Source organism: Wolbachia endosymbiont of Mansonella perstans, assembly GCF_020278605.1.
In the GTDB taxonomy this organism is placed as follows: Bacteria; Pseudomonadota; Alphaproteobacteria; order Rickettsiales; family Anaplasmataceae; genus Wolbachia.
Window position 1 is genome coordinate 1 of the sequence record NZ_JACZHU010000023.1, and the last position, 12,656, is coordinate 12,656.

11 protein-coding genes are annotated in these 12,656 nt (G+C 35.4%); 4 read left to right on the forward strand and 7 right to left on the reverse strand.

Features of this window, described 5'->3' with window-relative positions; genetic code table 11:
• Window positions 1-137 precede the first annotated feature (137 nt).
• The 5 genes from uvrB to IHO13_RS02165 all read right to left on the reverse strand — a co-directional run bounded on the left by uvrB (window position 138) and on the right by IHO13_RS02165 (window position 6,772).
• Window positions 138-2,090, reverse strand: coding sequence for an excinuclease ABC subunit UvrB (uvrB, locus tag IHO13_RS02145; RefSeq protein WP_225538064.1), 1,953 nt, complete (start codon window positions 2,088-2,090; stop codon window positions 138-140).
• A gap of 78 nt (window positions 2,091-2,168) precedes the next feature.
• Complete coding sequence (locus IHO13_RS02150) at window positions 2,169-2,900, reverse strand: cytochrome c1 (protein ID WP_225538074.1); 732 nt, start codon at window positions 2,898-2,900, stop codon at window positions 2,169-2,171.
• A gap of 235 nt (window positions 2,901-3,135) precedes the next feature.
• The gene (locus tag IHO13_RS02155) at window positions 3,136-4,365 is read right to left on the reverse strand and encodes a cytochrome b (RefSeq protein WP_225538065.1); all 1,230 of its coding nucleotides are present in this window, start codon (window positions 4,363-4,365) and stop codon (window positions 3,136-3,138) included.
• Between the two features lie 239 nt (window positions 4,366-4,604).
• Window positions 4,605-6,035, reverse strand: coding sequence for a 2-polyprenylphenol 6-hydroxylase (gene ubiB / locus IHO13_RS02160; protein WP_225538066.1), 1,431 nt, complete (start codon window positions 6,033-6,035; stop codon window positions 4,605-4,607).
• A complete protein-coding gene (locus IHO13_RS02165; protein ID WP_225538067.1) occupies window positions 6,032-6,772 on the reverse strand; it encodes a metal ABC transporter ATP-binding protein in 741 nt (246 codons plus the stop codon). The genes ubiB and IHO13_RS02165 overlap by 4 nt, the downstream gene beginning before the upstream one ends.
• Between IHO13_RS02165 and IHO13_RS02170 the strand changes: the two genes are divergently transcribed.
• On the forward strand, window positions 6,764-7,639 hold the full coding sequence (locus tag IHO13_RS02170; RefSeq protein WP_225538068.1) for a zinc ABC transporter substrate-binding protein: 876 nt from the start codon (window positions 6,764-6,766) through the stop codon (window positions 7,637-7,639). The two genes, IHO13_RS02165 and IHO13_RS02170, sit on opposite strands and share 9 nt — an antisense overlap.
• Before the next feature lie 47 nt (window positions 7,640-7,686).
• Here IHO13_RS02170 and ndk read toward each other — a convergent pair whose 3' ends face one another.
• On the reverse strand, window positions 7,687-8,112 hold the full coding sequence (gene ndk / locus IHO13_RS02175) for a nucleoside-diphosphate kinase (RefSeq protein WP_225538069.1): 426 nt from the start codon (window positions 8,110-8,112) through the stop codon (window positions 7,687-7,689).
• Window positions 8,113-8,227: 115 nt separating this feature from the next.
• On the opposite strand from ndk, the gene IHO13_RS02180 reads away from it, so the two are divergent.
• The 3 genes from IHO13_RS02180 to IHO13_RS02190 all read left to right on the forward strand — a co-directional run bounded on the left by IHO13_RS02180 (window position 8,228) and on the right by IHO13_RS02190 (window position 11,446).
• Window positions 8,228-8,995 (forward strand): hypothetical protein, encoded by a 768-nt coding sequence (locus IHO13_RS02180; protein WP_225538070.1) that lies wholly within the window; start codon window positions 8,228-8,230, stop codon window positions 8,993-8,995.
• A 441-nt stretch (window positions 8,996-9,436) separates the two neighbouring features.
• Complete coding sequence (gene hemH, locus IHO13_RS02185; RefSeq protein ID WP_225538071.1) at window positions 9,437-10,459, forward strand: ferrochelatase; 1,023 nt, start codon at window positions 9,437-9,439, stop codon at window positions 10,457-10,459.
• 78 nt (window positions 10,460-10,537) lie between these two features.
• Window positions 10,538-11,446 carry a hypothetical protein gene (locus IHO13_RS02190; protein ID WP_225538072.1) on the forward strand — a complete coding sequence of 303 codons (909 nt, stop codon included), beginning with the start codon at window positions 10,538-10,540 and terminating at the stop codon, window positions 11,444-11,446.
• Between the two features lie 370 nt (window positions 11,447-11,816).
• On the opposite strand, the gene gshA is transcribed toward IHO13_RS02190, so the two are convergent.
• Window positions 11,817-12,656: glutamate--cysteine ligase (gene gshA / locus IHO13_RS02195; protein WP_225538073.1), on the reverse strand; the 840-nt coding region annotated here is incomplete at its 5' end.

Sequence of the window (12,656 nt, forward strand, 5' to 3'; positions counted from 1 at the left end):
AATACCGACTAGGGTTTCTTTTGCCTTTTTTCTACTTGGTAAAATTTTTAATGTTCATAACTAAAGATTAGTTGCAAGTAAAATCCATGTGAGACCTAAGACATCATGACGTAACTAGTAAATTGCTTTTTTTCTGCTTAGTTTTGGTTTGCAGGGAGTCTATCTTCAAATCTTCTGAGAATATTTCTTATTTTTGCTGCATCTTCAAACTCTAGATTTTCAGCATGTTTTAACATCTGCTTCTTTAAATTCTTTAAATCAATATTACTAATATTGATGTTTTCCTCAACCACTACTTTGTCTTGTAGAGTGTTTGATATGGCCTTTATTATAGTTTTTGGTGTAATATTATGCAGTGTATTGTATTCTTGTTGTTTCTTTCTTCTTCTTTCTGTTTCTTTCAACGCACGATCTAAAGAACCAGTCATCTTATCTGCATATAAAACTACCCTACCTTCGGCATTGCGTGCAGCACGACCTATCGTTTGAATAAGCGAAGTTTCTGATCGCAAAAATCCTTCCTTATCAGCATCCAAAATTGCAACCAACCCACATTCTGGAATATCAAGGCCTTCCCTCAGTAAGTTAACACCAACTAGGACGTCGATTTCTTTCGATCTTAGTTTGCATATAATATCAATCCTCTCTAGCGCACTAATGTCTGAATGCAGGTAACTCACCTTCATATTTAGCTCACTCATATGTTCAGCTAGCTTTTCAGACATTTTTTTTGTCAATGTTATAATAAGAACACAAAACCCTTTCTTTATAGTCACTTGCGCTTCGTGAATCACATCATCAACTTGAGTCTCTGTTGGCTTTATAATGCAGATTGGATCTGTAAGCCCCGTTGGCCGAATAACTTGCTCTATGAATACATTATTGGTTTTTGCCAACTCATATTTTCCGGGAGTAGCGGAAATGAAAATGGTTTGCGGCCGCATTGTTTCCCACTCTTCAAATTTTAATGGGCGATTATCAAAAGCAGAAGGGAGCCTAAATCCATGATCCACCAATTTTTCTTTACGAGACTCATTACCACTATACATCGCACCAATCTGAGGAACGGTGACATGACTTTCATCGACAAATAAAATTACATCTTTGGGTAAATACTCAAACAAAGTAGGTGGTACACCTCCAGCTTCCATGCCGTAGAGATAACGTGAATAATTTTCAATACCTTTACACGTTCCTGTTGCTAGTATCATTTCAATATCAAAGTTGGTGCGCTGCTCAAGGCGTTTTGCTTCAACAATTTTGTTCTGTGAATAGTAATAATCCAAGCGTTCATGCAGCTCTTTTTTGATTAGTTGAACCGCCTGCAATAGAGTCTCACGTGAGGTAATGTGATAGCTGTTTGGAAAAATGGTGATCTTATTTATGCATTCAATAACATTGCCAGTCATAACATCAATCTCAGAAATTTCTTCTATTTCATTGCCAAGCAGCGATAAACGCCAAGCTTTGTTTTCATAGTAAGCAGGAAATATGTCGATAATATCGCCACGTACTCTGAAATATCCTCTCTCAAATCTGACATCAGAGCGCTTGTATTGAAGATTAGCTAGATTATTCAGGAAATCATTAACACGAATTTTATCTCCAGCACTTAAAGTCAAGGTCATATTGAGATAGCTCTCAGGCGAACCAAGACCATATATACAGGAAACACTGGCAACTACAATTGTATCTCTGCGCTCCAAGAGAGAACAAACAGCAAAGTAACGCAGCATGTCAATTCTTTCGTTAATTACAGAGTCCTTTTCAATATAAGTATCAGTTTGTGGCGAATAAGCCTCGGGCTGATAATAATCATAATAAGAAATGAAGTATCCAACAGCATTGTGGGGAAAAAATCCTCTCATTTCCTCATAAAGCTGTGCTGCTAGAGTTTTGTTGTGTGCCATAATTAATGCAGGCCTGTTTGTTTTTGCAATAATGTTTGCCATAGTGAAAGTTTTTCCAGAGCCAGTAACTCCAAGCAAAACCTGATCTTTTTTGTTGCTGTTTAGCCCTGCAACTAAGCTATCGATTGCTTGTGGCTGGTCTCCAGCTGGTTTAAAATGTGTAACTATTTGAAATTCCATAGCTCTTATATTTTCATATACTATTAATATACTTGTTAGTATAAATAAGGTGTGAAAGTGAGTGTCAATAAAAAAACTTTATCTTTTCTTTTTATAGAGCTTGCTCCAAATTTTATTGTTAGTTAATACAAAAAACACTGTTAAGATTACAAAATATGCCACCACTTTAAATCCAAGTTTGTGCCGGTTTTCTAGTTCTGGCTCTGCTGCCCATTGTAAAAAATTTACCACATCATATGCCATGTTTTCAACTGTAGCCTGCCTTGTACCGTCGTACTCCACCATTCCTTCAGAAAGTGGTGGTGCCATAGCTAACTTACCTGTTGAAAAATACGGATTAAAATATAAATCATTTTCATCGTGCTCCCCGTTTTGATAACCTGTCAGCAGTGAATAGACATAATTTGCACCATCGTGCCTCGCTTTAATAATTAATGACAAGTCCGGTGGAACTGTACCGCTATTACTTGCTGCAGCTGCTTCCTTCGAATCAAAAGGTGCGATAAAATAATCCGAAGGTATTCCCGGTCTATTGAACATTTCACCTAAATCGTTCGGGCCATCTTTAACTTGATAAGAGGCTGCAATCTGTTTTACGTCCTTTTCAGAAAAACCGATACCTTGCAAATTACGAAATGCTATTCTATTCATTGAATGACAGGAAGCACAAACTTCTTTATATACTTTATAGCCACGCTGAATTGATTTCCTATCAAAAGACCCGGTAATTCCATCAAAATTCCAGTCCATTTTTTTATTTGGTGATGGTGTGAATTCTTCTGCAGATATAGGATCAGATAGGAATAACATACAAAAAATTGAAAATACGTTCAGTCCCTTCACTAGCCATTGTTCTAGTAAAAAATAGCCTGATGTTACTCTGGCACATGATGCTGAAATCCATTTGTTTTTTTTCCGGATCCCAGTGTTAAGCACTGGGATGACAAAAGGGTGTTCTGAAATGACAAAAAAGTGTTTTAGGGTAGCAAAAGGATATTTTAGGATGATAGGATGTTTTACAGTAGATCTATTTTTACCTAGCATATTACTTCATCTCCGGTACAGAATCACTTATGGTTTTTGGTGGTTTCCCCGGTTTCTCATACTTACTGAGCAGTGGTAAAATTATTATAAAGTATGTAAAATAATAAAGAGTGGAAAGCCTACTTAGGGTAATGTAGGGTTCTTTTACTTTCTGTCCCCCAAGCCAAGTGAGAAATGCAAAATTTACTACAAAGGCCCAGAAAAATTTCTTAAACAACGGGCGATAAGCGCCACTTTTAACTTTTGATTTATCGAGCCAAGGCGATAAAAACCACACTAAAATAGACCCAAACATGGTAAGCACACCAATAAGCTTATTTGGAATTGAACGCAGCATTGCATAAAAAGGCAAAAAATACCATTCCGGTACTATATGTACTGGAGTTACCATAGAGTCAGCTTCTATATAATTATCAGGTTGTCCTAGATAATTGGGAGCATAGAAAACAAACGCAAACAGAACTATAAAAAACAGACTAAAAGTTATACAGTCCTTTACTATATAATAAGGGTAGAACGGAATGGTATCGTTATCTGATTTTACTTCTACCCCACTTGGGTTACCAGAGCCAAATCTATGTAGAGCAATGACATGCAGCATAGCTAAAGTAACAATGACGAAAGGCAGAAGGTAATGCAGAGCAAAAAAACGATTGAGTGTTGAATTATCAACAGAGAAGCCTCCCCATAACCATATAACTATTTTATCACCAATTAAGGGTATAGCTGAAAATAAATTAGTTATAACTGTTGCACCCCAAAAGCTCATTTGCCCCCAAGGGAGAACATATCCCATAAAAGCTGTTGCCATCATTGCAAAGAATATAAATATGCCAATGAACCATACCATCTCTCGTGGCCTTTTATAAGATCCATAATATAACCCACGTATTATATGAATATAAACCACCATAAAGAAGAGCGATGCTCCGACAGCATGAGTGTAACGTATCAGCCATCCATAGTTAACGTCACGCATTATACGCTCTACGCTGTTAAACGCATGTTCAACATGCGGAGTGTAATGCATAGCAAGAAAGATGCCTGTTATTATTTGTAAAATTAGCGCTATACCAGCCAAAGAGCCAAAGTTCCAAGCATAATTTAGGTTTTTTGGCACTTGGTAAGAAGCAATATGCTTTAGAAAAGAGAGTATAGGTAATCTATATTCTATCCAACCCAATATACCTTTTTCTTCTATCATCGTTTTCTTTTTAGTATCATCTTGCATAACTTGAAGTTTTCTCTATCTTTAATTTTTTTATTGTAGCAGCTTATCCTCTATAGACAATAAAAACTTTAAACTCAGACATCAGATCTCTCGCACAATTGTTTAGCAACAACGCACTTCTCGGTGTTATCCTAACCGTACAGCTAGTGCAACCCTACTTCATAGATCCCGCTATCTGCTAGCGGGACTGAAGTAAACTTTATTTATTTTAACCATAGCGACTTAAAAAGCAATACTTATTATAAAGTTAAAAATTTAACGATTAGCGCTATGATTATAAACCACAGTAAAGAATAGGTCTTTCGATTTGATCTAATCTTACCCTGGATATTCTCTAGTTTTTGATCAGCTATTAGGTTCAATTTCTCTACAAGGTTAAATACTTCCTGAATTGTCTTTACGGGATAAGAACTTTTTACTCTTTCCTTATAACCTGTTTTATTTTTATGTTGATTCTCTGTCCATGCTTCAACTATTTTCCACATATTGATCTCTGGGTAGATTTTTCTACATGTTCCCTCTAGCAAAATCATAGTTTTCTGCAGCAATAACAATTGTGTTTGAACTTTCATATCAAAATCACCGGTTATTTTGAGCAATTGAGCAAGTAAACTAGCAAAAGAAATTTTCTGTATAGGCTGCCCTATAATAGGTTCACCTATTGCTCTACACGCTGTAACGAAATTTTTGTGATGTGGTGAGACATAGCCAGCTCTAAAATGTACCTTTGCAACGTGATCATAGTTCCGATTTAAGAAACCTTTCAGTATCTCTATCACATAATAGCACGTTTCGCGGTCTATTCGGCCCATGATTCCACAATCGAGGGCAACAATATTGTTGTTACTATCGACCATGAGATTTCCAGGGTGCATATCTGCATGAAAGAAACAGTCTCTGTATACTTGATTGCAGAACGATTCTATAAGACTTACAGCTATTTGCTTATGATTATTTAGTTTCTCAACCTCGTATATTGGTGTTGCTTCTATCCATTCCAGCGTTAAAACTTTTTTTGAAGTCCTTCTCCAATCCACTTCAGGTACATAAAAACCTCTGTCGTTTTTCGTGTTTTCCTTTAGCTCTGAAGAATGAGCAGCCTCAAAACGTAGGTCTAGCTCTAATCGACAAATTTCAGTAAAAGTTTTAACTAACTCGATCGGTTTTAGCCTATTTGATTGCTTGCTAAATCTTTCTGTAACCTCTGCAAGCCAAAAAAGCGTTTTTATATCCCTTGAAAATGCTTTCTCAATATTTGGCCTTAAAATCTTCACAGCAACTTCTTTGCCTTCTGTAGTAACTGCCTTATGAACCTGAGAGATTGACGCTGCTGCAATTGGCTCTTCAGAAAAGCTTGAAAAAATGTCGCTTAACTTACAATTAAATTCGCTTTCTATAGTTTTAACTGCCATCTTGTGTGAAAAAGATGACAGCCTATCACATATTAACAATAAGTTATTTGTTATATCCTCATTTAAAATATCAGTACGTGATGAAATGGATTGTCCAAATTTAATAAACACTGGACCTAATTTTTCAAGGGCACACTTTAGTTTATAGCCTTGTATCTTGTTTATTGACCCTCTTGAAGGAGCAAGCAAGCGAGGTAATATGTTGTAACGAGTCAGTACTGCGGTTATGTACAAAAGGCGCAGAATATTTTGAATCATTTCGCTGCGTAACTGTTAAATATTTTGCTCAGAGTTTTATTCTTCGTAATTTCACCAGGCTTACCTTGGCAATAGATAGTATTATTTATACAAATTATATAATCTGAACATGGTACTATGGAGCTTAAATCATGAGATGTCATAAGAATCGAAACCAGTCGTTTTTTTGCTATCTTACCTATAATATCGTAAAACTTATCCCGTGAGTTAACGTCCATTGCACTAACTGGCTCATCGAGAATAATTAAGTCAGGCTCTGCAATTAAACAGCGTGCAAGCAGCAACAATTGTGTTTGTCCTGCAGAAATCTCTAACACTTGATTCTTCAAAATGTTGCTAATACCAACCAATTCTATCGCTTCCGTAACAATTGATTGATCTTTCTTCAATTTTGTTGAGAAGCTGTTTAAAAGGAAATATTCAACTGTTATCGGCATCAAATTACTGATGCTAAAATTTTGTGGCATATAACTGATTTTTATATCGTCAGCAAACATGACACTACCAGTGCAGTTCTTATTTATACCAGCAACTGCCTTTACCAAAGAGGTTTTACCTCCACCATTTGGACCAAGTATAGTAACTACATTTCCCCTCTCTATTGATATATTAATACCATCGAGAACCTTCTTATTATCATATGCAAGAGTAAGGTTTTCTATCTTTAGGACACTGCTATTGACATTGTTTAACTTTTTGAAAAAATTTAATTTTTCCTCAACGTTTTTATGAGACATTTACTGGCTTCTTTTCTATCACTTTTGTTTACACTATATCACAGTACTGCCTTTTCATCCAATCTAAAAATCGTAGCTACAATAAAGCCTGTACATTCTCTTGTAGCCTCTGTTACAGATAGAATTTCAAAGCCACACTTGCTTGCTGCATCTGCGCATGATCATGCATTAAAGCCATCTGATGCAAGTAATTTGGAATCAAGCGACGTCATATTTTACATTGATGATAATCTAGAAACATTTGTTAAAACCTTCGCTAGAAACAATAAAAAACTTGTGCAGTTATCAAAGGCAGTTAATCTACTTCCTGCTCGACCACATTCATTCTCTAGACATATCATTCATATTCAAGACGAAAAAGACCTACACATTTGGCTTAGTCCTGAAAATGCAAAAAACATGATACTTTCTATAAGTACAACGCTGTCTCGCATAGATAAAGAAAATTCTTATAAGTACAGCCAAAACGCAATGAGAGCTATAAAGAAGATAGACCAAGAAACAGAAAAAATTACGAGAGAATTAAATGACTTCAAAAACAAAAAATACATAGTTACCCACGATGCCTATCAATATTTTGAAAAATATTTTGGCTTAAATCACCCAAGTGCCATTCTTTCTATAGAAGAGGATGCTTACATAGGTATGAGGAGTTTGATGAAACTAAGAAAGATGATGAAGGAAGAAAATATTAAATGTATATTTTCTTCTTCACAAGAAGATAGCATAAAACCTAAAGCTCTCTCTAATGACGCAAAAATGGTAATTCTTGATCCTATTGGGTCAGATACAGAACCTGGAAAAGATGCATATCTTGCTATAATTAACGACATCACACAAAATTTTAAATCTTGTTTTATTGGATAACAACCTCTCAGTAAAGATTATAGAATTACGTATTTATTTCAGTCAATCTAAAGCTGTACTAAATCGCATTCAGCAAAAAAGAAAGTTATTTCTCTACGAGCATTTTCCAAGCTATCTGAGCCATGAACCCTATTTTTACTAATGTCATCAGCAAAATCACCCCTGATTGTACCCTTATTTGCTTGTTTTGGATCTGTAGCTCCCATAATTTGTCTGTATTTGCTTACCGCATTTTCACCGAATAAAACTTGAACTATTACAGGGCCAAAGGTCATAAATTCCACTAACTCCTCAAAAAAAGGCCTACCTTTATGGATTTCATAAAACAGTTCTGCCTGCCTTCTTGTCAGTAACATCATTTTTTGCGCTATAATTTTTAGTCCGGATTTTTCGATGTAAGAATTTATATTGCCCGTAATATTATTTCTTACTGCGTCAGGTTTTAATATCGAAAGTGTTTTCTCAATTGCCATATTACTTCCTTATGTTAAGATCGTATATTTATAGATTTATTCTATAATGAATTTTTATTTCATCAAAGTGATTTTTTGTTTATAGTTTAAGAATAAACTATCAAGTAGGTATTGCATGGGTGCATGTTGTCATAATAAAACAAAAACTGAGTCTGCTGCTAAAATATTCGTTAATAATTTAAAATTATCAATTTTTTGTGGTACAAAAGGGTTTTTAACTTTCAGTTTAGCTTTCTTGAGTTATTTAGAATGTAATGCACGTCGTAATACAAAATTGAAGGAGGGCGCTGTCTTTGCAATGAAAAGGAATATTATTCCGTTTGGTGAAATGATCGCTATGCCGCTACTTGCTTGTTTTGCATTACCAGATATGGTAGGCGGGTTAAGCCTTCTACAATGTGCACTTGCTTGTGCTGTCTTAATGATTGCCACATGTTTCGTTGTTAGGACTTTTAATCTGCGTGAGAAGTTAATGGCAAAAACTACTGACTACAGTAGAGAAACAATAGACGTGGAATTTAAGAAAGATACTATAAAATTTCCTATCTTTGATAAAAGCAGGCAATATATTGAGTATAATTCGCCTAACCAAGTAGGTGGGACAGGTAACACCTCCTTTCTCGTTGCGTTTTTAGTTTTCCCTCTAAAGGTTCTGCAAAGTTGTATAATGCTATCTTTAACTGCTATTGAACTTCTTAAAGCATTGCCAAGTTTTTGCTCTGATCTGATCTTTGATAGAAGCTTTGTATTTACCAAAAGTAACCTGCAGAGATCTGGCCACCTATTGTATGCTAGTGTAAGAAATTTAGTGCCTATATCTATATTTGATAAACCTGTAGCTGAGTGTATAGGTACTCCTAGAGCAACTTGTTGTGGAGCCTAAATGTGTTTTGTTATCTCGGCACTTGACACACAGCGGTAGGAACGCAGGAGCAGTGTGTTAGCCATTTTTACTTTAAACATAAGGGTGTCGTTCCAGTGCTTGACACTAGGATCCAGAGGAATTGATCGTGCACTATGCAACATTTTTGATGAAGTTGCTAAGAAGCTAGGTTACAGTGTCACGCGCTGGAATGACACCACCTACTACTCAAATTATTTGCAAATTGCAATGTTCGTACACTAAAATGCTTGGCCAGCACTTTCACACAATTTCATCAAGTACGTTGTTTTCACATAATGCTTTTATACTCACCAACTTAGTAAAATCCTGGATCCCAGTTCCAGGCTACTTGGATGGTACCATCTTGGTGCTCAAATCACAATGTTGTACGCGCTGGAATGACAGCAAAAGTAATCTTATAGTTTATTTGCAAAAGATCAAATGAAAAAGGCAGTCATCTTACTTAACCTTGGCGGACCTGATTCACAAAATGCGATCCGCCCTTTTTTATTTAATCTCTTTTACGACAAAAGAATAATAAATCTACCAAACCCTTTTCGATTTCTTTTAGCAAAGTTTATATCCGCAAAACGAGAAAATACTGCACGAAAAATATATGAGCAAATTGGAGGCAAATCGCCAATTTTAGAGAATACAAAAATGCAAGCTGAAGCGCTTGAGCAAGAGCTTAATAGATCTGTACTTTGCCATCTAAGTAGCGTGGAACTGGGATCTAGAAAAAAAAACTGGACTCCAGCTTCACGCGCTGGAATGACACTAAAGCTGGCCAAAGTGTTCATCTGCATGCGCTATTGGCATCCATTTGCTAATGAAGTTGTTAAAAGTGTGAAGCAGTTTGATCCTGACGAAGTAATTCTGCTGCCGCTATATCCTCAATATTCGACTGCTACAACTTTATCGTCTATTGAAAACTGGCAAAAGAGTGCTAAAAAATATGGCCTAGAATGCAATACGAGAATAATTTGCCATTATCATAATAACCAAGACTTTATTGAAGCTCATGCTCACTCGATAGTCAAGTACTACAAATTAGCCAGCAGGATTGGTAAACCAAGAGTCCTATTCTCAGCCCATAGCTTGCCCCTTAGCGTTATTAAAAAAGGTGATCCTTATGCCTTACAGGTAGAGAAAACAGTAAAATTAATAGTAAAAAAATTAAATATCAAAGATCTTGATTGGTCAATATGTTATCAGAGTAAAATAGGCCCTGTAAAATGGCTAGGGCCAAGCACCGAAAGTGAGCTATTGCATGCAAAAGCTGATGGTGTACCTGTGGTTTTATCACCTATATCTTTTGTCTCTGAACATTCAGAAACGCTTGTTGAACTTGATGTAGAATGTAAAGCAATGATCAAGGACGGATATTACTTTCGCATACCAACTCTCGGTACTGATTTCTTGTTTATAAAATGCCTGGTAAATTTGTGCACAAATCATCTTTAAAATCCTGACTTATAATACTTTTCCTTTAGAATTCAATATGATAAAATAATAAAAAAACTATTATCTTATTAAGTATTTATGTCAAATAAACTAAAAAAGAAACAAAACACGTTTGCACAAAAGGTATGTGATGCTTACAACCATGAGATCAGGAAGGGAATCTATGTTGGAACAGGTTTAGTAATGCTACTGTGCAAGATTTCACTACAATTTTGCTGTGAGTTTATTGATAATAATAGATCCAGTATTTTTCTTATACGGAATGTCGCTCGGTGGGCAAAATTTCCAACGTCTATTCTATATATAGCCTATTCTGCATTTACTTTATATGACCTAGTCAAGGATTACAGAGACCCTAAGGGTAAAAAAGAATTAGCAAAAATTGTGGGCAAATCAGCTAGTCTTGCAAGCAGCACTATAGAAGCGCTAATGATGTTGAAAGTCATCCATCTCTTGACTAGAAATGCAGACGTAATAAGTTGTGTTCACTTAACGTCAACAATCCTATTTCTATTCATTTCAGAACCCATAAACTATTATTATATACGCGAAAAATATCAAAAAGCACATAAAGAATATCAAGATGCATGTGGAAAATACCAAGATAAAAAGGAAATTGATGAATTAAAAAAATGTAAAGCTGAGCTTGCTAAACGCAGGAAGATCCTTATCATCAGTACAATAACTTCATCATTAGGTTTGTTAAATTTCGTATTAAGAAGGATAGAAATTGCAACAAAACCGATAAACTTAGGTAATAGTGTAATCTATAATTTTAATTTAAGCGTAATAGTCAGTATAATATATAGTGCAGTGTTCCTAGTAGTCCAGTTTGACAAACTGCTTGATCAACTTATCAATGATGACCCTTCTACTGAACTTAATAGTACTAACCATGCTCAGCATGGTGATAATGGAGACCTCTTGCATAATCTAAACCAAGTGGAAAAAAAGGCAAAAGGAACCCTGGTCAGTATTTATTTTTAGTATTGGCGTTTTTATGTTTTAAACGCTGCAATTTATCTGCTTTTAAATACAACTAGTCTAAGTTACAATGTTTAAGAAATTTACCAGAGAGAAATAAAGACAATAAAACCCCGAAAAAGACTTATAAGCGCGTTTCAGCTTGTATGAGAAAAACCCCGAAGTTTTAAAAAGATATATAGTACACACGGTGTGCCAAATACAAATTTTCCTGTCATTTTAACCTACACAAATTGGGAAACTAAATAATAGCTTTAATACTATGATAAGGGTAACGGCAAAGGTTACCAAGTAAATTTTTCGTTTATGATATGCCACAGGCTAGTTTGCCATGCAAGAAGCCTAGCCAATGGCTACGCTTAGAAGTAAGAAATTAGATATGAAAAGACCTCATTTCTACTGCCAATGCTAGCACCGCTAATTTACTAACCGTATTCCAAAGCGATAGAGTTTTATTTTCCACAATCTGGATGACATCATGAAATTTACAGTCAATGGAATTTAAGCTAGAATATATATCTTTTCTGCTGTTGCACCGGTACAAATAGCACGTTGGCATATTTCCTATATAATATATCAGTGGTTCTGCAGGACTATGTTCAAAAATATCAATGGTTGGTACACCTTCTTGTATAATAACGCTACTCACTTCTATTCCTTCTTTTATCCTTTTCATTTTATTGCGCTTTTTTCTATTGAGGCTTAATATTTCCTTTCCACTTGTTGCTGTTATAATGCCCATTCCATATGTTCCATTGCTTGCCTTGATAAAAACATAAGGTTGAGTTTTTATTTTATATTCTTCATATTTTTTTTGCACTAAGGACAGCACTTGATCAACTTTAGCTGCCACCGTTTTCAGCGATGAATCGTCGTTGAAATTGACACTACTACAACTTTCTGTAGGTGCAGAAATAAGCCACGGGTCTATTTGAAATTCGTTACAAAGTTCATACGCTAGTTTTTGATAGATTTCAAAATATTGAAATTTCTGTCTGCTGTGCCAACCATATAATGGACTTGGCACTATCTCTTGTTTTAAATTTTCTAGCGTGTCTGGAACGTGACTTGTCATATCCCGGTTCAGTACAACAACATCAGGCACAAATCCTGAGGTTGTCTTTAGGAGAGAGTTTTCTTTTATAACAGCTTCATATGGTTCTATTAAATTATATGTTTCGTTTTGAAAGAGGCCAATTCTAATTTCAAAACC

What these genes read in the sequence shown, in the direction of transcription:
- uvrB (WP_225538064.1), bottom strand. Translation starts at nt 2,090, where the DNA reads ATGGAATTTCAAATAGTTACACATTTTAAACCAGCTGGAGACCAGCCA.
- IHO13_RS02150 (WP_225538074.1), bottom strand. Translation starts at nt 2,900, where the DNA reads ATGTTATTCCTATCTGATCCTATATCTGCAGAAGAATTCACACCATCA.
- IHO13_RS02155 (WP_225538065.1), bottom strand. Translation starts at nt 4,365, where the DNA reads ATGCAAGATGATACTAAAAAGAAAACGATGATAGAAGAAAAAGGTATA.
- ubiB (WP_225538066.1), bottom strand. Translation starts at nt 6,035, where the DNA reads ATGATTCAAAATATTCTGCGCCTTTTGTACATAACCGCAGTACTGACT.
- IHO13_RS02170 (WP_225538068.1), top strand. Translation starts at nt 6,764, where the DNA reads ATGAGACATTTACTGGCTTCTTTTCTATCACTTTTGTTTACACTATAT.
- IHO13_RS02165 (WP_225538067.1), bottom strand. Translation starts at nt 6,772, where the DNA reads ATGTCTCATAAAAACGTTGAGGAAAAATTAAATTTTTTCAAAAAGTTA.
- ndk (WP_225538069.1), bottom strand. Translation starts at nt 8,112, where the DNA reads ATGGCAATTGAGAAAACACTTTCGATATTAAAACCTGACGCAGTAAGA.
- IHO13_RS02180 (WP_225538070.1), top strand. Translation starts at nt 8,228, where the DNA reads ATGGGTGCATGTTGTCATAATAAAACAAAAACTGAGTCTGCTGCTAAA.
- hemH (WP_225538071.1), top strand. Translation starts at nt 9,437, where the DNA reads ATGAAAAAGGCAGTCATCTTACTTAACCTTGGCGGACCTGATTCACAA.
- IHO13_RS02190 (WP_225538072.1), top strand. Translation starts at nt 10,538, where the DNA reads ATGTCAAATAAACTAAAAAAGAAACAAAACACGTTTGCACAAAAGGTA.